This is a genomic window from Pelagovum pacificum (assembly GCF_016134045.1).
In the GTDB taxonomy this organism is placed as follows: Bacteria; Pseudomonadota; Alphaproteobacteria; order Rhodobacterales; family Rhodobacteraceae; genus Oceanicola; species Oceanicola pacificus_A.
The window spans coordinates 1634853-1658730 of sequence record NZ_CP065915.1 but is presented as its reverse complement, the minus strand read 5'-3'; the positions used below and the strand labels follow the sequence as shown (position 1 = coordinate 1658730).

The following is a 23878-nucleotide window of genomic DNA, read 5'->3' as shown; positions in this document are numbered from 1 at the left end:
TGCGCGCCTGATGCGCACCCGAACCAACAACACCAATAACAGGGATCGAAACAATGGCAGACGACTACACCGGCCCGATCCTCGAGATCGAGAACCTCTCGATCTCCTTCTTCACCCGCCTGCGGGAGATCCCCGCGGTGATGGACTTCTCCTGCACCGTGCAACCCGGTGAGGCGATGGGCCTCGTCGGCGAATCCGGCTGCGGCAAGTCCACCGTCGCGCTCGGCGTCATGCAGGACCTCGGCGTCAACGGCCGCATCGTCGGCGGGTCGATCAAGTTCAAGGGCCGCAACCTGAACGAGATGAGTCCCGACGAACTGCGCGACATCCGCGGCAAGGAGATCGCGATGATCTACCAGGAGCCGATGGCCTCGCTGAACCCGGCGATGCGCATCGGCCGTCAGCTGATGGAAGTCCCGATGATCCACGAGGGCGTCTCCGAAAAGGAAGCCTACCAGCGCGCCCTCGAAGTCGTCACCGACGTGAAACTGCCCGACCCCGAGCGGATGCTGAAGAGCTTCCCGCACCAGCTGTCGGGCGGCCAGCAGCAGCGGATCGTCATCGCCATGGCGCTCATGGCCAACCCGTCGCTGCTGATCCTCGACGAGCCGACGACGGCGCTCGACGTGACGGTCGAAGCGGCGGTGGTCGAACTCGTGAAGGACCTCGGCAAGAAGTACGGCACCTCGATGCTGTTCATCTCCCACAACCTCGGCCTCGTGCTCGAGACCTGCGACCGGCTCTGCGTCATGTATTCCGGCGAGGCGGTCGAGACGGGCTCGATCGCCGACGTGTTCGACAAGATGCAGCACCCCTACACGCAGGCGCTGTTCCGCTCGATCCCGCTGCCCGGCGCGAACAAGAACGACCGGCCGCTGATCGCGATCCCCGGCAACTTCCCGCTGCCCCACGAACGTCCACCCGGCTGCAACTTCGGCCCGCGCTGCAACTACTTCGAGGAAGGCCGCTGCGACGCGCAGGATATCCCGATGTACGAGGTGGCCGGCGACGACCGCCACGGCACGCGCTGCCTGCGCTATGAGGAGATCGACTGGAAGGCCCCGCCCGAGGTCGGCGCCCGGAAGACCAAGCCGGAGCCCGGCAATGTCGTCCTCAAGATGGACAACCTCAAGAAATACTACGAGGTCGCGGCCTCCTCCCTCTTCGGCGGTGGCGGCAAGAAGGTCGTGAAGGCGAACGAGACGCTCTCCTTCGAGGCCCGCGAGTCCGAGACGCTCGCCATTGTCGGCGAGTCGGGCTGTGGCAAGTCGACCTTCGCCAAGGTGCTGATGGGGCTCGAGACGGCGACGGACGGACAGATCCTGCTCGACAACCGCAACATCGAGGGGACGCCGATCGAAAGCCGCGACACCAAGACGGTCGCGGACGTTCAGATGGTGTTCCAGAATCCGTTCGACACGCTCAACCCGTCGATGACCGTGGGCAACCAGATCATCCGGGCGCTCGAGATCTTCAAGATCGGCAACACCCAGAAGGAGCGCGAGCAGAAGATGCTCGAGCTTCTGGACCTCGTGAAGCTGCCCCGCGCCTTCGCCGAGCGGATGCCGCGTCAGCTCTCGGGCGGCCAGAAGCAGCGCGTCGGCATCGCCCGCGCCTTTGCCGGCGGCGCCCGGATCGTGGTCGCGGACGAGCCCGTCTCCGCGCTCGACGTCTCGGTGCAGGCGGCGGTCACCGATCTGCTGATGGACATCCAGCGCGAGCAGAAGACGACGCTGCTCTTCATCTCCCACGACCTGTCGATCGTGCGCTACCTCTCCGACCGGGTCATGGTCATGTACCTCGGCCACGTGGTGGAACTCGGCACGACCGAACAGGTCTTCTCGCCGCCCTACCACCCCTACACCGAGGCGCTGCTCTCCGCGGTGCCGATCGCCGACACGTCGGTCGAGAAGAAGCACATCGTGCTCGAGGGCGACATTCCCTCGGCGATGAACCCGCCGCCGGGCTGTCCCTTCCAGACGCGCTGCCGATGGAAATCCGAAGTTCCGGGCAACAAGTGCGAGACGGAGGTGCCCCCGCAGGTCACCATCGCGGAGGGCCACCAGATCAAGTGCCACCTCTCCGCCGAGAAGTTCGCGAACATGGAGCCGGTCATCAAGGTCGCCGCCGAATAACGGAGAGTTCACGAATCCGGGAACTCTCGGCGGCCTCCACGCATTGGCCTTTCAACCGCGGAGGACTGCATGAGCGACACCGACCTGTCTTGGGCCAAGCCCGTAATGCGTATCGGATATGCGGGCCGAGGCCTCGTGTATCTTGCAGTCGGGGGGTTCTCCCTCTTCTCCATCTGGCGCGGCGGTGACGCCGAAGGCACCAACAGCGCGCTCCAGACGCTGGAGACAACGCCAGGGGGCAACATCCTCCTCGTGCTGATCGGCGCGGGCCTGATCGCCTACATGGTCTGGCGCATCGTCGATTGCATCTGGGATCTCGAGGATTACGGCACCGAGGCGAAAGGCATCGTCGCCCGCATCGGGATGCTGGTGACCGGCGTGATCCACGGCGCGCTCGGGGTGCTTGCGCTCTCGATCATCTTCGCCAGTGGCGGTGCTGGCGGCGGCGAAGGCTCGTTCACCGGACGGATGCTGGAACAGATCATGTCCGCTCCCGGCGGTCGCTGGGCTGTCGGGATCGCGGGTCTCGTGATCCTCGGCGCGGGTCTCTACTACCTGCACAAGGCGTGGTCCGAGAAGTACCGCGAGGAGCTTCGCGCCAACAGCTTCACAATGAAGTGGAATCCCGCGCTCAAGGCCGGCGTGGCGGCGCAGGGCGTCTCCATCGCGATCATCGGCGGGCTGGTGATCTCGGCGGCGCTTCACGCCGACGGCAGCGAAGCCGGCGGCATGGGAACCGCGTTCGACTGGCTCGGCGAGCAGGTCTACGGACAGATCCTTGTTACGCTGCTCTGCATCGGGTTGCTTGGCTTCGCGCTGTTCTGCTTCACCAACGCGGCTTACCGGATCATCCCGAAGATCGCCGACGACGGGGTAGAAAGCCTCGGCCGGCGCCTGAAGGCGAAGGCCGAAGCGGCCGCCGCCTAACTGCCGAGGATCAGGCGCACGTAATTCTGCGTCTCGCGATAGGGCGGGACGCCGCCGTGCTGCTGAACCGCGCCGGGACCTGCGTTGTAAGCGGCGAGCGCCAGACGCCAGGAGCCGAACAGGTCATATTGCATCCGCAAGTAGCGCGCCCCGCCCTGCAAGTTCTGCTGCGGATCGTGCGGGTTCACGTTGAGATACTGCGCCGTCTCCGGCATCAGCTGCGCCAACCCGATCGCCCCCTTGTGCGACAGCGCGTTGGTGTTCCAGCGGCTCTCCTGGTTCACGAGACGCAGGAACAGCTCTTCTGGCACGCCGTGCTGCCGTGCCGCGCTGCGGGCGACCTGAAGCAGCGGTCCGTTGTAGCGGCCGCTGTAGGAGACGTTAAGCCCCTCGGCCTGCGGCGAGCCCGGCACGACGACGCGCGGCGGCTGCAGCCGGACGGATGAATTGTACTGGGCGGATGCCCGGTTATCGAGCACGTCGATCTGCGAGCTCAGCAAGGACGACCGATTCGCCGTCGAGAGCGTTTGCGCCGAAGCCGTGCTACCGAGCACGGCCACGATGAGCGCGAGGCCAATACGCCACGTCATCTGAAATCCCCCGGTCCTAAGGTCCCGGCGAAGATACAGAACCACGACGGATTCACCAGCAAAAGTAGGGAAAGCCCCTGTAAACCATTCCGGTGCAAGCGTAGGGTCCGTGAACGATTCTAGAACGCAGGAGAGCGCGCGACATGGCTGGCAGCGTCAACAAGGTCATCCTCATCGGCAATCTCGGCCGTGATCCCGAGACGAGGACGTTCCAGAACGGGGGCAAGGTCTGCAACCTGCGGATCGCGACCTCCGAGAACTGGAAGGATCGCAACACCGGCGAGCGGCGCGAACGGACCGAGTGGCACTCGGTCGCCATCTTCTCCGAACCGCTGGTCCGCGTGGCCGAGCAGTATCTGAAGAAGGGCTCCAAGGTTTACATCGAAGGCCAGCTCGAGACCCGCAAGTGGCAGGACCAGTCCGGCCAGGATCGCTACAGCACCGAAGTCGTGCTGCGGCCCTACACTTCCACGCTGACCATGCTCGACGGGCGTGGTGAAGGCGGCGGCGGTGGTGGCGGCGGTGGCTACTCCGACGACCGTGGCGGCTATGGTGGCGGCAACGGCGGTGGCGGTGGCTACGGCGGCGGCAATCAGGGCGGCGGCGGCGGAGGCGGCTACGGCGGCCCGTCCGGCGGCGGCGATCTGGACGACGAGATCCCGTTCTGACCGATACCGGACAGATGGACGATTTCAGACGGGGGCCACGGGCCCCCGTTTTGCTGTCCGCTACCGACCAGCCGACCGTTTCGCTACACCTGTCGCCAACCGGTCGGTCGTCCGCCTCCGGGCAAAGAAAAAGGGGGCCGAAGCCCCCTGAGTTTTGCCGTTCAGGCTCGATTATGTGTACCGCCCGGTTTCTGCCTGCGGCCTGAACGTCATGCCCCCTCTAGGCAGGGGGCGGGTCGGAGGCGGGCTGACAGCCTGACTGCCACGCCCCCGAAACCTCGTCTTAACGTTTGCCTGTCATGGTCTCCGTCGTTCCCACGGCGGAGGATCCCCCATGACCGGATGACTTGTCTCCCCTCAGCTGCAGCCGGACGTGCCGCCGCAGGTGTTGCACTTCATGCAGGTGCCGTTGCGGACCAGCGTGTAGTTGCCGCATTCGCCGCACGGGTCGCCTTCGTAGCCCTGCATCTTGGCCTTGTCGCGAGAGCTGAGCGCCATGCTCGAGGTCGCCGCGCCAGCAGAGCTGGCCTTCGCCGTCGCCGTGCCCACTTCCGGCACGAGGGTCGAGAGCGTCGCGACCGGGTCGGCCCCGTCGAGCGCGACCGCCCCTGCCCCGCCATTCAGGACCATCAGCTCCTGCGGAAGGCGCTTGCGCATGTAGCCCGAGGAGGCGACCTGCTTCAGCACCTCGATCGGCGACGCCGCACGGCTGTCGGGAACCGGACGGACGTTCGACACGCCCTCTTCCTCGCCGCGGCCGAGGTCGTCGAAGCTGACCCCTTCCGGCTTCACGTGGGCCAGGTCGGTCCGGTCGAGGTAGGAGACCGCCAGCTCGCGGAAGATGTAGTCGAGGATCGAGGTCGCCGACTTGATGGAGTCGTTGCCCTGAACCATGCCCGCGGGCTCGAACTTGGTGAAGGTGAAGGCGTCCACGAACTCCTCCAGCGGCACCCCGTACTGAAGGCCGACGGACACGGCGATGGCGAAGTTGTTCATCATCGCGCGGAAGCCGGCGCCTTCCTTGTGCATGTCGATGAAGATCTCGCCGAGCTTGCCGTCGTCGTATTCGCCGGTGCGGAGATAGACCTTGTGGCCGCCGATGATCGCCTTCTGGGTGTAGCCCCGGCGACGCTGCGGCATCTTCTCGCGCGCCTGCTGACGCTCGACTTCCTTGACGATGATCTTCTCGACGATCTTCTCGGCCAGCACGGTCGCCTTCTCGTTCGGCGTGCCGCTCTCCAGCGTCTCGCGGGCGTCGTCGTCATCCTCGATCAGCGCGGCGGCGAGCGGCTGGCTCAACTTGGAGCCGTCGCGGTAGAGCGCGTTCGCCTTCACGCCGAGCGACCAGGACAGCTCGTAGGCCTTCTGGCAATCCTCGATCGTGGCGTCGTTGGCCATGTTGATCGTCTTGGAGATCGCGCCGGAGATGAAGCTCTGCGCGGCGGCCATCATGCGGATGTGGCTGTCGACGGAGAGGTAGCGCGTGCCCTTCTTGCCGCAGGGGTTGGCACAGTCAAAGACGTGGTAGTGCTTCGGCGACAGGTGCGGCGCCCCTTCGAGCGTCATCGTCCCGCAGACGTGGTCGTTGGCGGCGTCGATGTCGGCCTTGGAGAAACCGAGGTGCTGCAGCAGGTTGAAAGTCGGGTCGTTCAGCTTCGCCTCGGGGATGCCAAGTGTCTTCTTGCAGAACTCCTCGCCCAGCGTCCACTGGTTGAACACGAAGCGGATGTCGAAGGCCGACGGCAGCGCCGCTTCGATCTTGTCGATCTCCGACCGGGTGAACCCGTGTCCGACAAGCGCCGTGTGGCTGATACCGGGCGCATTGCCGAGCGTGCCGTGACCGACGGCGTAGGCGACGATCTCCTCGATCTGCGCCGGGCCGTAGCCGAGCGTCTCGAGCGCGGAGGGCACCGACTGGTTGATGATCTTGAAGTAGCCGCCGCCGGCGAGCTTCTTGAACTTCACGAGCGCGAAGTCCGGCTCGATCCCCGTGGTGTCGCAATCCATGACGAGGCCGATCGTGCCGGTGGGCGCGATGACGGTCGACTGGGCGTTGCGGTAGCCGTGCTTCTCGCCGAGGGCGAGCGCCTCGTCCCAGGCGGATGCCGCGAGCGCGACGAGCCGCTGGTCGGGGCAATTGTGCTGGTCCAGCGCGACCGGCTTCACAGCGAGGTCTTCGTAGCCGTCGTGCTTGCCGTGCGCCGCCGTGCGGTGGTTGCGGATCACGCGGAGCATGTGCTGCGCGTTGCGTTCGTAGCCCGGGAAAGCGCCGAGCTCGGAGGCGATCTCGGCCGAGGTGGCATAGGCCACGCCGGTCATCAGCGCCGTCAGCGCACCGCCGAGGGCCCGGCCCGCGTCGGAGTCGTAGCCGAGGCCCATGTTCATCAGCAGCCCGCCGATGTTGGCGTAGCCGAGGCCAAGGGTGCGGAAGTCGTAGGACCGCTGGGCGATCTCCTTGGACGGGAACTGCGCCATCATCACCGACACTTCGAGCGTCAGCGTCCAGAGGCGCGAGGCGTGCATGTAATCCTCCGCCCGGAACTCGCCGTCCTTGTAGAAGGTCAGCAGGTTCATCGAGGCGAGGTTACAGGCCGTGTCGTCCAGGAACATGTATTCCGAGCACGGGTTCGAGCCGCGGATCGGGCCGTCTTCCGGGCAGGTGTGCCAGGCGTTGACGGTGTCGTGGAACTGGATGCCCGGATCGGCACAAGCCCATGCGGCGTGGCCGACCTGCTCCCACAGGTCGCGGGCCTTCACGGTCTTGGTGACGGACCCGTCGGTGCGGCTGATGAGCTCCCACTCGCCGTCGCTGCGGACGGCGTCGAGGAACGCGTCGGTCACGCGGATCGAGTTGTTCGAGTTCTGCCCGGAGACGGAGTTGTAGGCTTCCGAATCCCAGTCCGTGTCGTAGGTGGGGAAGTGGATGCTGGTATGACCTTGGCGGGCATAGTCCAGCACCCGCTTGACGTAAGTCTCTGGAATGGCGACCTTCTTGGCTTCACGGACCGCCTCTTTCAGCCCCGGGTTCGCCTTGGGGTCGTAGGCGTCGGCCTCTGCCCCGTCCCACTGGCGAATGGCCTTGAAGATGGCGTTGAGCTTCTGCTCGTGCATCTTCGAACCGGCTACGATCGACGCGACCTTCTGCTCCTCGAGGACCTTCCAGTTGATGAAGTCCTCGATGTCCGGGTGATCGGCGTCCACGATCACCATCTTCGCTGCCCGACGGGTCGTGCCGCCAGACTTGATGGCGCCCGCCGCGCGGTCGCCAATCTTGAGGAAGCCCATCAGGCCGGAGGACTTGCCGCCGCCGGAGAGCTTCTCGCCCTCGGCGCGCAGCGACGAGAAGTTCGTGCCGGTGCCGGAGCCGTACTTGAAGAGCCGCGCCTCTCGGACCCAGAGGTCCATGATACCGCCTTCGTTCACCAGATCGTCCTCGACGGACTGGATGAAGCAGGCGTGGGGCTGCGGGTGCTCGTAGGAGGATTTCGACTTGGTCAGCTTGCCGGTCTTCCAGTCGACGTAATAGTGGCCCTGCGCCGGGCCATCGATGCCGTAGGCCCAGTGCAGGCCGGTGTTGAACCACTGCGGGCTGTTCGGCGCGGCCATCTGGGTGGCAAGCATGAAGCGCATCTCGTCGAAATAGGCGCGGGCGTCGGCTTCGTCGGTGAAGTAGCCACCCTTCCAGCCCCAATAGGTCCAGGCGCCGGCGAGACGGTCGAAGACCTGGCGGGCGGAAGTCTCACCGCCCATCACGGCATCGGCGGCAGGCTTGCCGCGCCACAGGAACTCGGGGACGTCCTTTTCCTTCACGCGCTCGATCTTCGAGGGCACGCCAGCCTTGCGGAAGTACTTCTGGGCGATAACGTCGGAGGCGACCTGGCTCCAGCGGGTCGGCACTTCACAATCGTCGAGCTTGAAGACGGTCGTTCCGTCGGGGTTGCGGATCTCCGACGAGGTCACACGGAACTCGATGTCGGCGTAAGCGTCCTGGCCTGACTTGGTGAAACGACGTTCGATCTTCATTCTCTGCCCCTTTGGTGCCGCCCTTCCGGCGGTTTCGGTCGTGCTGCGCCGCAACGGGCGCCGGTTAGCCTGCACCGACCTGGGCGCGACGCGCGGGACATCTACCCCGGAATGAGGGTCCGAGGTATGGAGGACCACAACTTGTGGCCCCATCTGGTGGTGATGTCTGTCCCTGCGTCGCCGGATCCACTATATCTTGTGTGCCCTCGGTCGACAGCCACTAGATTGCCCGTCTACACCTAGGGGGTCAACGACCATTTTTAACAAAATGTGCCTGACTGTGGTTGATGAAGTGGCCAAGATCGATTCTTGGGCGGTCCCCCGCGATTCTCCCACAGCTTGATCCACATTGCCTCCGCCGGACGGCCGACTGACAGCCGACGGAAATGGCAAAAAATCAAGGCAGTTCGCTGCTGCATACCGCGCCCCGAACGCCTTGGCGCCGACATATCCACCGCCGGGGCATGATCTTATCCGCTCCCCCTCCCCGGTGGTGGAGCAGCGGCATACATGCAACGGTGCAAGCGCCTGACCGGAGATACGTATGCGTCCGATGAGTCTTTTCGCCCCGTTCCTGCTTCTCGCCGCCTGCGGCGAGTCGGCCACGGCCCCCGTGCCGGAGCCCGTGCCGGTGACTGCGGAGGGAATCGCACCGGGGCAGAGCCGGGCCCTGTTCGCGGAACATCCCGCCGGGCTGTTCGCCGCCGCCGGGGCTGCCTGCAATCAACCGGGCCAGACACTCGTCGAGGACAGCCGCAACGAGATTCGCTGCGAGTCCCTGCCACCGGTCGAGGCCGCGGCGTCCCTGATCCTGGAGTTCGACGGTACGGTCGACGATCTGCCGCGCTTCGTCATCAGCTTTGCCAGCCGCCAGTCGGCGGATGGCATCGTCGTGACCGCGGACAATTACATCAACGTCCCCCAGCAGGACGGCGGCGTGCGCGTGATTCGCATTCCCGACACCCGAACCGAGTCCGTGATGCGGGACGTGATGGCGCGTGCGGGCGGCGTGCCCTTCTGAGGGAAGTGGTCGGGGCGGCGAGATTCGAACTCACGACCCCCTGTACCCAAAACAGGTGCGCTACCAGACTGCGCCACGCCCCGACCGTGCTGGCGTCCTTAGAACGAAGCCCGGCCTTTGGAAAGACCGGGCATCGCCAATGAGACGGAATCAGCCCTCGATCCGGTCGAATTCGATGACGAGATGCTCATCCGTCTCGAACGGTGGGTCGATCTCGACCGACACCTTGTCCGGGCCGAGCTGCTTGAGCGGCAGGCTCTGGCTGTCGCCGTCGGACCAGGTGATGTCGATCCGGCTGAGGTCGGCGGGTGCGGACCAGCTGCCCGACAGGCGTTTGTCTTCGCCGTTGCTCATCACGTACTGGTAGTCGAAAGCGCCCGACCGGGCGGCGGCATGTTCGATCCAGACCGTATGTTCGCCGATCTGAAGCTCGGTGCCGCTGACCGCCCAGTAGGCGCGCGCGTTGGTCCATGTGCCGGCGAAGCTCACCGCGGTCGTGCCGAAGTCGTCGCCGGTCTGGGTGTCGTCCGCCGGCGGCAATGGGTCGACGGTGGGCGCTGCCTGTGCTGCCGGCGGGAGCGGCGCCGGCACTGGTTTCACCAGCGGCTCGGGCAGCATCGCGACATCGAGCGGCGCGCAGTCGCTCATGTCGTCGATCAGGCCGCGCGCGAGGGCGAGCGCGCCGGGGTCGATTCCGTCCCGGCCGAGCTGGTCGAGCATCCCCGACAGCTCCGCCATCGAACGGGCCTGCGCCCCGCAGCCGGGCCGTTGCTGGAGATCGCCAAGCGCATCGCCGATCGCCTCCCCGATGCCGGCCCGATGGGCGGGATCGACGGGCACCGGGATCTGCAGAAGACCGGGCTTCGTGTGGGGCGCGTGAGAGAAGTGGTCGGCAAGGTCGCCAAGCGCGTGAGTGTAGTCGGCGGACACCATCGCGGGGAAGGCCACCGCGAACGCGGCAGCCGTCATGGTCTGTATACGGAACATTTTACGTGCCTCGAATGAGTGAATCGAAAAGGTAATGGGACGAGCTTAGCGGCTCGTCCGATTCGCCTCCAATCACTCGGACGTCAGCCGCAGGGGGCTGCCGCCTCCGGCCCGATCATCGGGTGCTGCAGGATCGCGCCCGGCTCGATCCCGAGTTGCTCGGCAAGGCCGCCGTTGATCTCGAGGACATACTTGATCTCGTCCCCGCCGAAGATTGAGGTCCGGTCGAGCGGCTGCGCCTCGGCATGGACGGTTTCGACCGTGCCGTCCTCGCCCGCGAAGATCATGTCGAGCGGGATCAACGTGTTCTCCATCCAGAAGCTCGCCGGTTGCGGGCGCTCGTAGACGAAGAGCATGCCGGCCATCGTCGGCATCTCCTGGACATACATCAGCCCGCGCGCGCGTTCCTGGTTGTCGTCGGCGACGGAGACCGTGAAACGGGCCTGCCCGAAGTCGCCGATCACCGTCACGCGGTCGTCGGCGCAGAGCGATTGCGCCGCGCCCTGCCCCGCCAGCGTCACGAAGATCGCGGCGGCGGCCGCTAGTCGTTCAATGCCGCTTCCCATGACAGAACCTCCATCGCCATCTTTCCGCGTTTGCCGTCCACGATGCGCAGGCACACGGCCTCGCCCGGTTGAAGGTCGGCAAGACCGGAGCGCCGCAGCACCTCGATATGGACGAAGATATCATCGCTGAGGCCGAAGGCATTCGCAAAGCCGAATCCCTTGCCCTTGTCGAACCACTTCACCCGCGCGGGGCTGATTTCCACCTGCGCGAGATCCTCGGCATCGAACTCGTCGAGATCAGAAAGCCCGGTTGTGGTGGGTGTTTCCGGCGGTGTGATTTCCAACACCGCCAGCGCCTGCTTTCCCCGCGGAGTGACCTGGACCTCCACCAGGATCCCGGACCTGTCGGCGACCGAGCTTTGTCCGAAGTTTCGCAGGACATTCGCATGTAAGAGGATGTCGGGGCCGCCGTCGTCGGACAGGATGAAGCCGAACCCCTTCGCGGGATCGAACCACTTCACCTGGCCCTGGACCGTCTCCGTGCCATCAGTTTCGTCGTTGTTCATTCTTTCCAACCTGAGAGGGGCCATGACGGCGCCTCCAATTAAGTCATGGAGTAGGTATCATCACTCTTACGTTACACAAAAAAGGCCAACCGGCCTGCCGGCACAACCTGCCCTTACGGGTAGAGCCGCTGTACCGTCCAGTCGGCAGACGCCTCGGGGCGGGTCCACCGGAACCGGTCGTGCAGACGGAACGCACCATCCGCCCAGAACTCGATCTCGAGCGGGCGGATCCTGAAGCCCCCCCAAAACGGCGGGCGGGCCGGGTCGGTTCCGTGACGGACCCCTTCTCGCGCCACGTCCGCCATCAGCGAAGCGCGACTCTCAAGCGGACGGGACTGCCTGGACGCCCAGGCCCCGAGCCGGCTCTTGAGCGAGCGGGACCCGTAATATTCATCGGCCTTCTGGCCATCCTCGCGTTCGACGAGGCCTCTTACGCGGACCTGGCGGCGCAGGGACTTCCAGTGCATGACGAACGCCGCCTTGCCGGAAGCGCTCAGCTCCTGTCCCTTCGCACTGTCGTAGTTGGTATAGAAGACGAAGGCATCGTCCTCAATGTCCTTGAGAAGCACCATGCGCACGTTCGGCAACCCCTCGGAATCCGCGGTGGCGAGCGCGATCGCGTTCGGATCGTTGAGCTCCGCGCCGTCGGCTTCGGCGAGCCAGCGGCGAGTGAGCACGAACGGGTCCGTCGCGTCGAAAATGTCTGTCTGCTCGGCCATGAAAGCGGTCCGGGAAGCTGGTTTCGACGCGGCAGTTAAGTCAAATGACAAGGCCGCGCAATATCCCCGAACCGCACGACACCGGGGTCACGCCGACTTGAAGAGGATCGGCCGATCGCCTAAACGATTGGCAACAAGGCCGATATGGTAATCGGTTCCGGCTGACGAGGATGTGGCGATGGGGTCTGAACTTCTTAAGGGCAAGCGTGGCCTCATCATGGGGCTCGCGAACGAGAAATCCATCGCCTGGGGCATCGCGAAGGCCTGCGCCGACGCCGGTGCGGACCTCGCCTTCTCCTACCAGGGCGACGCGCTCAAGAAGCGGGTCGATCCGCTCGCCGCGCAGCTCGGCAGCACGCTGGTCCTGCCCTGTGACGTCGGCGACGAGGCCTCGATCGACGCGCTGTTCGAGTCCCTGAAGGAAACCTGGGGCCAGCTCGACTTCATCGTCCACGCGATCGGCTTCTCCGACAAGAACGAGCTGCGCGGTCGCTATGTCGACACCAGCCGCGCCAACTTCACCATGTCGATGGATATCTCCGTCTATTCCTTCACCGCCGTGATGCAGCGCGCCGAGAAGATGATGACGGACGGCGGCTCCGCCGTGACGCTCACCTACTACGGGGCCGAGCAGGTGATGCCGCACTATAACGTCATGGGCGTCGCGAAAGCCGCGCTGGAAGCATCGGTGCGCTACCTCGCCGAGGACCTCGGCAAGAAGAACATCCGCGTCAACGCGATCTCCGCCGGCCCGATCAAGACGCTGGCCGCCAGCGGCATCGGCGACTTCCGCTACATTCTGAAATGGAACGAGCTGAACTCGCCCCTGCGCCGCAACGTGACAATCGAGGACGTGGGCGGCTCCGCGCTCTACCTGCTGTCAGATCTCGGCTCTGCGGTGACGGGCGAGGTGCACCATGTCGACGCCGGCTACCACGTCGTCGGCATGAAGGCCGTCGATGCGCCCGACATCGACGTGGTCACGCCCCAGAAGAAGTGATGGCGCCCGCGGCGTTCCTCACGATCATCGCGATCCATCTGGCCGCCGCGATCTCGCCGGGGCCGTCCTTCGTGGTCGCCGTGCGCACTGCCGCCGCCGAGGGGTTCCGCCCCGCTGCCGGCCTAGCCCTAGGCTTCGGGTTGGGCGCGGCGATCTGGGCATCGGCCGCCCTGCTCGGCCTCGCGCTCCTGTTCGAACTGCTGCCCGGCCTGCTGACGGTGCTGAAGGTGGTCGGCGGGCTTTACCTCGTCTGGATCGCCGTCGCCATGTGGCGCCATGCGCCCGAACCGATGGACGAGCCGGAGACCTCGGTGGCCCGCAGCCTGCCCTCTGCCATCCGCACCGGACTGCTGACCTTCATCGCCAACCCGAAACCGGCCGTGTTCTTCGGCGCGGTGTTCGTAGGCCTCGTGCCGCCGGGCACGCCGTGGCCGTGGCTCATCGCCATCATCGCCGCCGTGTTCCTGGACGAGGTGCTGTGGTATCTCGTCGTCGCGCGGGCCTTCTCGGCGGCCCGGGCCCGCGCCGCCTACCGCCGGCTGAAGCCGGTGACGGACCGGTGCCTCGGCGGCGTTCTCGGCGCGCTTGGCCTCCGCGTCGCGCTCGGCTAAAGGAGAGAGCCATGCAGGACAGACTTCCCCACGAAAAAGGCTTTCACGTCAGCTGGGACCAGCTTCACCGCGACGCGCGGGCGCTGGCATGGCGGCTCGACGGCCACGGGCCCGACAACGGCAACTGGAAAGCAGTGGTCGCGATCACCCGCGGCGGCATGGCGCCCGCGATGATCGTCGCACGAGAGCTCGACATCCGCACCGTCGATACGATCAGCGTCAAGAGCTACAACCACCAGACGCAGGCCGATCCGAAGGTGATCAAGTTCCCCGACATGGCACTGGTCGGCGACGGGACCGGGGTTCTGATCGTCGACGACCTCGTCGACACGGGCCGCACGCTCGAAGTGGTGCGCGCGCACATGCCCAAGGCCCACGTCGCGACGGTCTATGCCAAGCCGCAGGGCCGCAACCAGGTCGACAGCTTCATCACCGAGGTAAGCCAGGACACCTGGATCTTCTTCCCGTGGGACATGGCGCTGCAATACGTGCAGCCCTACCGCGGGGTGGACTGAGGGCCGCTCGCACGGCCCTCGAAGGTTGCCTGACGGGCGTTCGCCGCCCTTGTCGTCAATGCACCGGAAACTCCCCCACGACATGCCGCCACGCGCCGGGCGCGACGAGCGTACGATGCGTGTAGCGGACGGAGTGCAGCGGCCCTTCGATCTCCTCCTTCCAGAAGTCGATGAAGCGCAGCAGCCGATCGTGGTCCGGTGCGCGGTCGTAGTCCTGCCAGACGAAGGTGTTTAGCACATGCGGATGGTCGGGCATCCGGTAGAACATCTCCGCCGTCGTCAGCCCATACCCCTTCAGAAGCATCTCCGTTTCGGTCATGTTTTTCTCCTGCTCGGTTGCATCTCCCCTGATTTCGCGGCAGAAGCCGCGCACAAGTCAATGAAAACAATGTGTTAGCAGTCGCTCTGCGCGGCTGCTGCCAGACATCGGGCGCCGCCGGTCGGGTTGGCGTTGCGCCCAATCCCTTGGCTCTGATAGAGTAAAATCAACAAGATATAGTGAAAACGACCAGACGGGCACACACGTGAGCGACGAAGACCAACCCCCTGAAAACGGCGAAGAAATGGGCGGCGGCGAGTCGGGACGACCGACCGGGCCGGTGATCTCCATCGAAGACGAGATGCGGACCTCCTATCTCGACTACGCGATGTCGGTCATCGTCTCGCGCGCGATTCCGGACCTCCGGGACGGGCTGAAGCCGGTGCACCGCCGCATTCTCTACACGCTCTGGGAAAACGGCCAGACCAACAACAAGCCGTATCGCAAGTGCGGCACGGCGGTCGGCGACGTCATGGGCCGCTATCACCCGCACGGGGACAGCGCGATCTACGACGCGCTCGTGCGGATGGCGCAGGACTTTTCCATGTCGCTGCCGCTGATCGACGGCCAGGGCAACTTCGGCTCGATGGACGGCGACCCGCCGGCGGCCTACCGCTACACCGAGGGCCGGCTCGAGAAGAGCGCGGAGTCGCTGCTCACCGACATCGAGAAGGACACGGTGGAGTTCAAACAGAACTACGCCAACGAGCGGCTTGAGCCGACAGTCCTTCCCGCGCGCTATCCCAACATCCTCGTCAACGGGGCCGAGGGCATCGCCGTCGGCATGGCGACCCGTATTCCGCCGCACAACCTCGGCGAAGTCGCGGACGCGACGCTGGCGCTGATCGAGGATCCCGACCTCACGACCGAACAGCTGATCGAATACATCCCTGCCCCGGACTTTCCGACGGGCGGGATCATCCTTGGCCGCTCCGGCGCTCGGAAGGCCTACACCGAAGGCCGCGGCTCCGTCGTGATCCGCTGCAAGACGCGGGTCGAAGAGCTGCGCCGCGACCGCTGGGCGATCATCATCGACGAGATTCCCTACCAGGTGAACAAGGCGACGATGATCGAACGGATCGCCGAGGCCGCCCGCGACAAGAAGATCGAGGGCATCGCCCACGTACAGGACGAATCCGACCGTCACGGCGTCCGCGTGGTGATCGAGCTGAAGCGCGACGCGACCGCCGAGGTCGTGCTGAACCAGCTGTTCCGCTTCACGCCGATGCAGGTCTCCTTCGCCTGCAACATGCTGGCCCTGAACGGTGGCCGGCCCGAGACGCTGACGCTGCGGGCCTTCCTGACCGCCTTCGTCGACTTCCGCGAGGATGTCGTCGCCAAGCGCACGGCCTACGAGCTGAACAAGGCACGAGAGCGCAGCCACATCCTCTGCGGTCTGGCCGTCGCGGTCTCCAACGTGGACGAGGTCGTGCAGACGATCCGGTCCTCCGCCGACGGTGCCGAGGCGCGCGAGCGCCTGATGGAACGTCGCTGGCCCGCAGCCGAGATCGCCGACTACATCCGGCTGATCGACGATCCGACGCACAAGATGAACGAGGACGGCACCTACAACCTGTCCGAGACGCAGGTGCGCGCGATCCTCGACCTCCGCCTTCAGCGCCTGACCCAGATCGGCGTGAAAGAAGTGACCGACGAGCTCGAAGAGCTGGCCGGGAAGATCAAGGAATACCTCGCAATTCTCGGCTCCCGGGAGCGCATCCTCGAGATCGTCTCCAACGAGCTGCAGGAGGTGAAGGACAAGTTCGCCGTGCCGCGCCGCACCGAGATCGTCGACTGGTCCGGCGACATGGAGGACGAGGACCTCATCGAGCGTGAGGACATGGTCGTCACGGTCACGCAGGGCGGCTACATCAAGCGCACGCCGCTCGCCGACTTCCGCGCGCAGCGCCGGGGCGGCAAGGGCGTGTCCGGTGGCGGGCTGAAGGAAGAGGACGTGGTCACCACGCTCTTCGTCGCCAATACCCACACGCAGCTGCTATTCTTCACGACCGATGGGATGGTCTACAAGCTGAAGACCTGGCGCCTGCCGCAGGGCGGCCGCACCTCTCGCGGCAAGGCCATCGTCAACATCCTGCCGATGCCGACGGGCGTGTCGATCGCCGCCATCATGCCGGTCGACCGGGACGAGGAAGAGTGGAACGATCTCAACATCGTCTTCGCAACCTCCGCCGGTGACGTACGCCGCAACGCGCTGTCGGACTTCACCAACGTGATGCGGAACGGCAAGATCGCGATGAAGCTGCCCGAGGACGGCACCCGGTTGGTCAACGCCCGGATCTGTTCCGAGGATGACGATGTCATGCTCGTGACCGACTCCGGCCGCGCGATCCGCTTCCCCGTCACCGACGTGCGCGTCTTCAAGGGCCGCGATTCCACCGGCGTCCGGGGCATCCGCCTGCAGGGCGACGATCAGGTTGTCTCGATGGCCGTGATCCGCCACTTCGACGCTTCGCCCGAGGAACGGGCGGCCTATCTCAAGATGCGGCGGGCCCAGATGGGCGCGACGGATGAGGTCGAGGCCGACGAGGACGAAGCCCCGGTCGAGGCCGGGCAACTGCCGCTCGAGCGGTTCGCCGAGATGTCGGCGGCGGAGAACCTGATCCTGACGATCACCGCCAAGGGATCGGGCAAGCTGTCCTCCTCTCACGACTACCCGATCCGGGGTCGTGGCGGCATGGGCGTCACGGCGATGGACAAGGCGATGCGCGGCGGCGCGCTCGTCTCAAGTTTCCCGGTCGAGGTCGACGACCAGATCATGCTGGTCACCAACATGGGTCAGTCGATCCGGGTGCCGGTCGACGGTATCTCGTTCCGCTCCCGCTCCGCCGGTGGCGTGCGGGTGTTCAACACCTCCAAGGGTGAAGAAGTCGTCAGCGTGGCCTGGATCGCCGACCAGGGCGACGAAGAGATCGAAGGCGACGTGGAAGAGTAATTTCACCCGCTTTCCAACGGCTTGAGGGGCGCGCACCAGCAGGTTCGCGCCCCTTTCTCGTCAGCTCTGCGAAAAAGTTTGAAAAAGTTCTCCGCCCGCTGTCGGATTGGCACCAACCCGTTCGTCGTTTGGGTACGGGGCCGATCGCGGCCCGCAACCACAGGAGAGATCACCATGCGTGTAGTCGTGTTCGTCAAGGCGACCGAGTCCAGCGAGAAGGGCATCATGCCCACCACCGAAGAGATGGAGGCGATGGGCAAGTTCAATCAGGAGCTCGTCGAGGCCGGCGTCATGCTGGACGGCGACGGCCTGAAGCCGACCTCTCATGCCAAGCGCATCCGCTTCGATGGCGCCGACCGCACCGTCATCGACGGCCCGTTTGCCGAGACGCGAGAGCTCGTCGCCGGCTACTGGATCTGGCAGGTCAAGGACATGGACGAGGCGATCGCCTGGGCCAAGCGCTGTCCGAACCCGATGCCCGAGGCGTCCGAGCTCGAAATCCGCCCTTTCTTCGAGATGGAGGATTTCGGTGACGCGATGACGCCCGAGCTGCGCGCGCAGGAAGAAGAGATGCGTGACCGGACTTCCAAGTGACCCTTTGCCCCCGACCGATGCGGACGCATAGTCGGGGGCGATGACCGACGCCGAGACCACCCGCGCCGTCGAGACGGTGTTCCGCATGGAACAGGCGAGGCTCATCGCGGGCCTCGCCCGGATGCTGCGTGATGTCTCGCGCGCCGAGGAGCTGGCGCAGGATGCGCTCGTCGTCGCCATGACCGACTGGAAGAAGAACGGCGTTCCCGACAACCCCGGTGCGTGGCTGATGGCGACGGCCAAGCGCCGCGCCATCGACGGCCTGCGCCGGCGCGAGATGATGGCGCGCAAGCACGCCGAGATCGCCGCCGACCTTGAGGACGACCAGCTCCGGACGTCTGCCTTTGAGGAAGCGCTCGACGACGACATAGGGGACGAGCTGCTCGGCCTGATCTTCACGGCCTGCCACCCGATCTTGAAGCGGGAGGCCCGTGCCGCGCTGACGCTTCGCCTGATCGGCGGGCTGAGCGTGTCCGAAATCGCCCGCGCGTTCTTGGCGACGGAGGCTACGATCGGCCAGCGGATCACCCGTGCCAAACGGGCGATTGCCGACGCCGGCCTGTCCTTCGAGGTCCCGCGCGGGGCGGACCGGGACGCGCGACTGCCCTCCGTTCTGGAAGTCATCTACCTGATTTTCAACGAAGGTTACGCCGCGACCTCCGGCGAGGCGCTGATCCGCTTCGACCTCTGCGCGGAGGCGCAGCGGCTCGGGCGTATCCTCGCCGGTCTCATGGCCGACGAGCCCGAAGTCTGGGGCCTGCTCGCGCTGATGGAGCTTCATGCCTCGCGCCTCCGGGCGCGCACCGGGCCAGATGGCGCGCCGATCGCCCTGCCCGACCAGAATCGCGCCGCGTGGGACCGTCTGCTGATCGGGCGCGGGCTGAAGGCGCTCGAGCGGGCCGAAGCCCTGGAGCCGGAGCGCGGCCCCTACACGTTGCAGGGCGCCATCGCCGCCTGCCACGCCCGCGCACTGACTGGCGCGGCGACGGATTGGGAGCGGATCGCCGCTCTCTACGACGACCTCTGGGACCAAGCCGGCACGCCGGTCATCGCGCTGAACCGGGCGATCGCGCTGTCGATGGCGCGCGGGCCCGAAGAAGGGCTGCTGCACTTGTCCGATATCGAACAGGCCGGTGTCCTGCCCGGCTACGCGCCGCTACCGGCGGCCCGGGCCGATTGCCTTTTCCGTCTCGGACACTTGCCCGAAGCAAGACAGGCGTTCGAACTCGCTGCCACCCTGACGAGAAACACGGGCGAGCGGACCTACCTGCTGAAGCGCGCGGGGGCCTGTTGTCAGGCGTAGTCGGCGCGATCGAGAACGAGTGCGATGCTGCCGGTCTCGATGCCCCGGGCTTTCGACATTTCGCTGAAGCGGTGCGTCTCGCGGAAACCGAGCTTTGTCAGCAACCGGTAGGACGAGGCGTTGTCATCCCAGACCTTCGCCGCGATGGACGTCAGCCCGGTGTTGAACGCCTGTTCGATAACGACGCGTGAGGATTCCGTGGCAAAGCCCTGACCCCACCAGTCGCGCCCGAAGCAGTAGCCGATCTCGCCATCGGTCACGCCGTTCGTGCCGATCAGGACGCCGTCGAGCCGCACGCCGTAGATGAAGCCGGTCCCCCGATAGGGCCGACAGCGGAGACGGGTGAAGTCCGGCTCCGGCGGCCAGGGCCAACTTCCAAGCTGCCGCACGACGGACCAGTCCGACATGATGTCGTGGAGCGCGTCGAAATCCTCCTCCGAGAGCGGCGCGTAGTGCAGCCGCGCCGACCGGAGGGACGGGCTCACAGCCATTCGTCCCGGTGAAGAGACAGCCGCTGGACCGGAACCTCCTCGCCCCGGAACTTGCAGAAATGCCGTGCCATTCCGGCTTCGCGAAAGCCGAGCTTCGTCAGCACGCGGGCAGAGCGGGGGTTGTCGGTGTAATGGCCGGACAGGACGGTCTCATGTCCGGTCTCGAACGCATGTCCGAGAAGCGCGCGCCCTGCTTCGGTCATCAGCCCCCTGCCCCAGCCGTCCGGGTGCATCCAGTAGCCGAACTCGTCGCCATCATCGCCCGGCTCCAGCGCGATGATCCCGAGCGGCCGTTCGCCCTCGACGATGACGAAAACACCGGACTGCTGTCCGCAACCGGACAGGAATTCGATAGCGTCCTCATGCCGGTAGGGATGCGGCGGCGTGGTCAGGAAGCGCTGCACTTCGGGCAGCGACACACCGGCGGCGATCCAGTCTGCGTCCGCCATCTCGGGCGGACGCAGGACCAGCCGCTCCGTGCGGAGCGTTACCGGGCCGTCTTCAGCATGTAGGTCCATGTCGGCACCATCGCGTTGCGCGAGACGGAGAAGGCTTCCGCGTCGCCGAGGTAGTCGAAGCCGCAGTTGGTGAGCACTCTCGCCGAGCCGGGGTTGTCCTGAAACACCTCGGCGAAGATCTCGCCCGATCCATGCGGGTTGGCGTCGAGCAGCGCGCCCACGGCCTCGGACGCGAAATGCGCGTTCCAGAAGGCGGGCGCGATCCAGTAGCGGATCTCTGACTGGCCCCGGTCGAGCCGGGTCAGGATGACGACGCCGAGCACCTCGGCGAGATCCTTGGCCGAACCGTCGATGATCCAGACATCTTCTTTCCGGTTCTCGGCGGTCTGGGCGGTCACGAACGCCTCGACGGCGCCGGGCGGCAACGGATGGGGAATGTTGCGGGTCATCGTCGCGACCCGCTTGTCGGAGGTGTAGAACGTGATGAGACCGGTATCCGACTTGCGCACGGGGCGCAGGACAAAACGGTCTGTCTCGATCGTCGGCAGGTCGGTGTCGGTATCGAACATCACGGGTATCCTCCTGACCCTTCGGACGCGCATGGTGCGATCCTGATGCCGGGGCGGCCGGACGACCGTCCCGAAATGCGAAGGGGACCGGCGTCTCCGCCGATCCCCCCTGAGCTGCTGTCTTGTTCGCTCCGGCTTACTCGGCGGCCTCCGCAACCGGAAGCACGGAAATGAACGTACGGCCCTTGAGGCCCTTGTGGAACGTCACGTTGCCTTCGACGGTCGCGAAGATCGTGTGATCCTTGCCCTGGCCCACGCCCTGGCCCGGCCAGTACTTGTTGCCGCGCTGACGCGCGAGAATGTTGCCGGGGATGACGGCTTCGCCACCGAATTTCTTCACGCCGAGGCGACGGCCCGCGGAGTCGCGGCCGTTACGGCTGGAACCGCCTGCTTTCTTGTGTGCCATCTGATGTTACTCCTTCTCGGCGGCGAACTGGGTCGCCTGTTCGATCCAGTTATCACGTTCGATCCGTCCTTTGAAGGACAGACGATCATCCATATAGGCGACTTCTTCCGGACCCCAAGCGGCGATCTGGTCGAAGTGGAAAACGCCGTTCTCGTGCAGCAGACCCTCGAGCTTCGGACCAACGCCGGAGATCTTCTTGAGATCGTCGGCCTTGCCGTCGCGCGCGGCGTCGAGCAGGTTGGACGGCTTCGAGCCGACGGCCTCTGCCGGGGCTTCGGTCTTCTCGGCTTTCGGAGCGGCTTTCTTCTCTGCCTTGGGGGCAGCGGCCTTCTTTTCCGCGGCCGGTGCAGCGGCGGCCATCGCGGAAGCGGAGACGGAGCCCGCGCCGACGGCAGCTTTCACGCCGGACTTGTCGGCACCCGACTCAAGCAGGTCGGTCACGCGAAGCAGGGTCAGCTTCTGACGGTGGCCCTTGGTCCGCTTGGAGCTGTGCTTCCGGCGGCGACGAACGAAGTTGATCGTCTTCTCACCCTTGATCTGGTCGATCACCTCGGCCTGAACGCCCGCACCTTCGACGAAGGGGGCACCCACGGAGGAGCCGATCATAAGGATGTCGTTGAACTGGACGGTTTCGCCCGCGTCGGCTGCCAGCTTCTCGACCCGGATGACATCACCCGAGGCGACTTTGTATTGCTTGCCGCCGGTCTTCAGAACCGCAAACATGCGTCTTTCCTTTATCTACCGCGTCCTCGGGCCCCTTCCGGTGAAGGCGTTGTTGGCTCTCGCCGCCCTGTGACTGCGCGTCCTTTTCGGACGTGGTTCATCAATTTCCCGATTCCGGGAGCGCGGCTTATCGGACGCCTCGGCCTTTCTGTCAAGTGCCGCGGGGACACCGCCGCAGGTCCCGGCAAACAGCCTGCGACTTCGGGGTTGCAGAGGTCCGGCACTCTGGATACATGGCCCGTCAGACCCCCGCGGAGAGGTGCCGGAGTGGTCGAACGGGGCGGTCTCGAAAACCGTTGACCCTTCACGGGGTCCCAGGGTTCGAATCCCTGTCTCTCCGCCACTACCCTAAAATTGCCCATTCCCATGTGCCAAGCATACTGAAGAGTTTAGGCTTTTCAGGGCTTTATGCATGTCCATTGTTCGCGCTATCCTGCGAAAAATGTGGGCGCGAATGTGGGTGTCGAAATGAGTATTCAGCAAAGGTCATCGACCGGGAAGCGGCGTATGCCGCATTTCGAAAAACAACTGAAAGCCGCCTTCGTTCGGTCTGCGCCTCCGGGTAGACATACAGACGGGGGCGGCCTCTACCTCTATGTGTCGGATTCCGGCGCTCGCCGGTGGGTCTTGCGCATCATGGTGCGCGGCAAGCGCCGAGACTTCGGCCTTGGGTCCGCGATGGTCATTTCGCTCGCCGACGCTCGTGAGATTGCGCACGAATATCGCGTCATCGCCGCCAAGGGAGGCGATTTGACGAAGAAGGTTCATCAATCTCGCAAGAACACCATGGCTTTCGAGGTCGCAGCCACCGAATACCACAAGTTCAACATCCGGACTTCCAGCCGCAACGGGAAGCATACGGAACAGTGGCTTGCGACACTTCAAAACTACGCATTCCCCAAAATTGGCGACATGGCGGTCGATGAGATTACGACACAAGACATCATCGAAGTTCTTCAACCGATCTGGTTGGAAAAGCATGAGACTGCACGACGCGTGCTTCAAAGAATGAAGGTCGTCTTCGACTGGGCGAATGTGCAGGGGTTTCGTTCCGCAGCCAACCCGGTTGAGGCCGTGCGGGCAGCCCTGCCGCGAAAGAAGGTGAAGGTGCAAAACTTCGCGGCCATACCGTGGCACGAAACGCCCGACCTGATGCACAAACTGGAAAAAATGCCGGGGGTCGGAGCATTGGCTTTGCGCTTTACAATTTTGACCGTTCTGCGGTCAGGAGCCGTGAGAAAGGCGACATGGAGTCAATTTACGGAGGGATTTGAAAGGTGGATCATCCCGGCAGAAAACATGAAGGCCGATGAGGAACATGAGGTTCCCCTTCCCCATGCTGCACGCCAACTCTTGCAGAACCTCTATGCTGACCGCCCCAGAAACACCGACCTGGTGTTCTTCTCACTTCGGACAAAATCAGGATTGATATCCGAAGCCACGATGGCCAAGGCGCTCAAGCGCTTCTACCCGGATGCGACGGTTCATGGCATGCGCAGCGCATATCGAGACTGGGCCGAGATTTTCACAAGTGCATCGCGAGAAGTGAAAGAGGCCGTTCTGGCCCACGGCAACCCAGACAAAGTCGAAAGCGCCTACCTTCGCACGAAGTATCTTGATGAGCGGGAAGACCTGATGGAGGTCTGGGGGATGTGGGCGTCAGGCGAGGACGGCACTTACGAGGATTTGCTCAATCGTCATCGCATCGACCGGACGACCGAAATTGTAAAGTAGCTGCCGCCGGATACGGACGGACGGACACCCCCTGTAGGGGGGATGTCCGTCCGTCCGAAC

23 protein-coding genes and 2 tRNA genes are annotated in these 23878 nt (G+C 65.0%); 12 read left to right on the top strand and 13 right to left on the bottom strand.

Translation table 11 applies throughout. The annotated features are described in order from the left end of the window. The first annotated feature begins 53 nt into the window (after window positions 1–53). Together I8N54_RS08190 and I8N54_RS08185 are read left to right on the top strand one after the other, a co-directional pair. Window positions 54–2135 (top strand): dipeptide ABC transporter ATP-binding protein, encoded by a 2082-nt coding sequence (locus I8N54_RS08190; protein ID WP_140193030.1) that lies wholly within the window; start codon window positions 54–56, stop codon window positions 2133–2135. Window positions 2136–2204: 69 nt separating this feature from the next. After that, complete coding sequence (locus I8N54_RS08185; RefSeq protein ID WP_140193031.1) at window positions 2205–3062, top strand: DUF1206 domain-containing protein; 858 nt, start codon at window positions 2205–2207, stop codon at window positions 3060–3062. Here I8N54_RS08185 and I8N54_RS08180 read toward each other — a convergent pair. Next, window positions 3059–3652 (bottom strand): lytic transglycosylase domain-containing protein, encoded by a 594-nt coding sequence (locus I8N54_RS08180; protein ID WP_140193032.1) that lies wholly within the window; start codon window positions 3650–3652, stop codon window positions 3059–3061. The two genes, I8N54_RS08185 and I8N54_RS08180, sit on opposite strands and share 4 nt — an antisense overlap. Before the next feature lie 143 nt (window positions 3653–3795). Here I8N54_RS08180 and ssb point away from each other — a divergent pair, with 143 nt between their 5' ends. Beyond that, window positions 3796–4320: a single-stranded DNA-binding protein gene (ssb, locus tag I8N54_RS08175; RefSeq protein ID WP_140193033.1), complete on the top strand. Its 525-nt coding sequence runs from the start codon at window positions 3796–3798 to the stop codon at window positions 4318–4320. A gap of 357 nt (window positions 4321–4677) precedes the next feature. On the opposite strand, the gene I8N54_RS08170 is transcribed toward ssb, so the two are convergent. Then, window positions 4678–8343, bottom strand: a complete 3666-nt coding sequence (locus I8N54_RS08170) for a vitamin B12-dependent ribonucleotide reductase (protein ID WP_140193034.1) — start codon at window positions 8341–8343, stop codon at window positions 4678–4680. Window positions 8344–8896: 553 nt separating this feature from the next. On the opposite strand from I8N54_RS08170, the gene I8N54_RS08165 reads away from it, so the two are divergent. Then, window positions 8897–9364 carry a hypothetical protein gene (locus I8N54_RS08165; protein ID WP_140193035.1) on the top strand — a complete coding sequence of 156 codons (468 nt, stop codon included), beginning with the start codon at window positions 8897–8899 and terminating at the stop codon, window positions 9362–9364. 6 nt (window positions 9365–9370) lie between these two features. On the opposite strand, the gene I8N54_RS08160 is transcribed toward I8N54_RS08165, so the two are convergent. From I8N54_RS08160 to pdxH, 5 genes are all read right to left on the bottom strand, one after another. Then, window positions 9371–9447, bottom strand: a tRNA-Pro gene (locus I8N54_RS08160). 67 nt (window positions 9448–9514) lie between these two features. Continuing rightward, window positions 9515–10351, bottom strand: coding sequence for a hypothetical protein (locus tag I8N54_RS08155; RefSeq protein ID WP_140193036.1), 837 nt, complete (start codon window positions 10349–10351; stop codon window positions 9515–9517). Window positions 10352–10434: 83 nt separating this feature from the next. Continuing rightward, the gene (locus I8N54_RS08150; protein WP_140193037.1) at window positions 10435–10917 is read right to left on the bottom strand and encodes a DUF192 domain-containing protein; all 483 of its coding nucleotides are present in this window, start codon (window positions 10915–10917) and stop codon (window positions 10435–10437) included. After that, entirely contained in the window at window positions 10893–11423 is a 531-nt protein-coding gene (locus I8N54_RS08145; protein ID WP_140193038.1) for a cold-shock protein, read from the bottom strand. Before I8N54_RS08145 ends, I8N54_RS08150 begins: the two co-directional genes overlap by 25 nt. Before the next feature lie 113 nt (window positions 11424–11536). After that, window positions 11537–12142 (bottom strand): pyridoxamine 5'-phosphate oxidase, encoded by a 606-nt coding sequence (gene pdxH, locus I8N54_RS08140; protein WP_140193039.1) that lies wholly within the window; start codon window positions 12140–12142, stop codon window positions 11537–11539. A gap of 178 nt (window positions 12143–12320) precedes the next feature. Here pdxH and fabI point away from each other — a divergent pair, with 178 nt between their 5' ends. The 3 genes from fabI to gpt are packed head-to-tail and all read left to right on the top strand — an operon-like array spanning window position 12321 to window position 14268. Then, window positions 12321–13142 carry an enoyl-ACP reductase FabI gene (gene fabI, locus I8N54_RS08135; protein WP_140193040.1) on the top strand — a complete coding sequence of 274 codons (822 nt, stop codon included), beginning with the start codon at window positions 12321–12323 and terminating at the stop codon, window positions 13140–13142. Beyond that, window positions 13142–13753, top strand: coding sequence for a LysE family transporter (locus I8N54_RS08130; protein ID WP_140193041.1), 612 nt, complete (start codon window positions 13142–13144; stop codon window positions 13751–13753). Before fabI ends, I8N54_RS08130 begins: the two co-directional genes overlap by 1 nt. Window positions 13754–13764: 11 nt before the next feature. Continuing rightward, window positions 13765–14268 carry a xanthine phosphoribosyltransferase gene (gene gpt / locus I8N54_RS08125; protein ID WP_140193042.1) on the top strand — a complete coding sequence of 168 codons (504 nt, stop codon included), beginning with the start codon at window positions 13765–13767 and terminating at the stop codon, window positions 14266–14268. 55 nt (window positions 14269–14323) lie between these two features. Here the strand turns inward: gpt and I8N54_RS08120 are convergent, their stop codons facing one another. Continuing rightward, window positions 14324–14587 (bottom strand): usg protein, encoded by a 264-nt coding sequence (locus I8N54_RS08120; protein WP_140193043.1) that lies wholly within the window; start codon window positions 14585–14587, stop codon window positions 14324–14326. Between the two features lie 244 nt (window positions 14588–14831). Between I8N54_RS08120 and gyrA the strand changes: the two genes are divergently transcribed. From gyrA to I8N54_RS08105, 3 genes are all read left to right on the top strand, one after another. Next, entirely contained in the window at window positions 14832–17540 is a 2709-nt protein-coding gene (gene gyrA / locus I8N54_RS08115; protein ID WP_140195544.1) for a DNA gyrase subunit A, read from the top strand. A gap of 174 nt (window positions 17541–17714) precedes the next feature. After that, window positions 17715–18134, top strand: coding sequence for a YciI family protein (locus I8N54_RS08110; protein ID WP_140193044.1), 420 nt, complete (start codon window positions 17715–17717; stop codon window positions 18132–18134). A gap of 40 nt (window positions 18135–18174) precedes the next feature. Continuing rightward, entirely contained in the window at window positions 18175–19437 is a 1263-nt protein-coding gene (locus tag I8N54_RS08105; RefSeq protein ID WP_140193045.1) for an RNA polymerase sigma factor, read from the top strand. Here the strand turns inward: I8N54_RS08105 and I8N54_RS08100 are convergent. From I8N54_RS08100 to I8N54_RS08080, 5 genes are all read right to left on the bottom strand, one after another. After that, entirely contained in the window at window positions 19428–19922 is a 495-nt protein-coding gene (locus I8N54_RS08100; RefSeq protein WP_197097453.1) for a GNAT family N-acetyltransferase, read from the bottom strand. The genes I8N54_RS08105 and I8N54_RS08100 overlap by 10 nt on opposite strands. After that, window positions 19919–20446 (bottom strand): GNAT family N-acetyltransferase, encoded by a 528-nt coding sequence (locus tag I8N54_RS08095; RefSeq protein WP_140193047.1) that lies wholly within the window; start codon window positions 20444–20446, stop codon window positions 19919–19921. The genes I8N54_RS08100 and I8N54_RS08095 overlap by 4 nt, the downstream gene beginning before the upstream one ends. After that, window positions 20416–20955, bottom strand: coding sequence for a GNAT family N-acetyltransferase (locus I8N54_RS08090; RefSeq protein ID WP_140193048.1), 540 nt, complete (start codon window positions 20953–20955; stop codon window positions 20416–20418). Before I8N54_RS08090 ends, I8N54_RS08095 begins: the two co-directional genes overlap by 31 nt. Before the next feature lie 136 nt (window positions 20956–21091). Beyond that, a complete protein-coding gene (rpmA, locus tag I8N54_RS08085) occupies window positions 21092–21361 on the bottom strand; it encodes a 50S ribosomal protein L27 (RefSeq protein ID WP_140193049.1) in 270 nt (89 codons plus the stop codon). A gap of 6 nt (window positions 21362–21367) precedes the next feature. Beyond that, entirely contained in the window at window positions 21368–22084 is a 717-nt protein-coding gene (locus I8N54_RS08080) for a 50S ribosomal protein L21 (RefSeq protein WP_140193050.1), read from the bottom strand. A gap of 253 nt (window positions 22085–22337) precedes the next feature. Here I8N54_RS08080 and I8N54_RS08075 point away from each other — a divergent pair. Both I8N54_RS08075 and I8N54_RS08070 read left to right on the top strand, forming a co-directional pair. Next, window positions 22338–22427: transfer RNA gene (locus I8N54_RS08075), tRNA-Ser, on the top strand. A gap of 164 nt (window positions 22428–22591) precedes the next feature. Next, complete coding sequence (locus I8N54_RS08070) at window positions 22592–23818, top strand: tyrosine-type recombinase/integrase (RefSeq protein WP_197097454.1); 1227 nt, start codon at window positions 22592–22594, stop codon at window positions 23816–23818. Window positions 23819–23878: the final 60 nt, after the last annotated feature.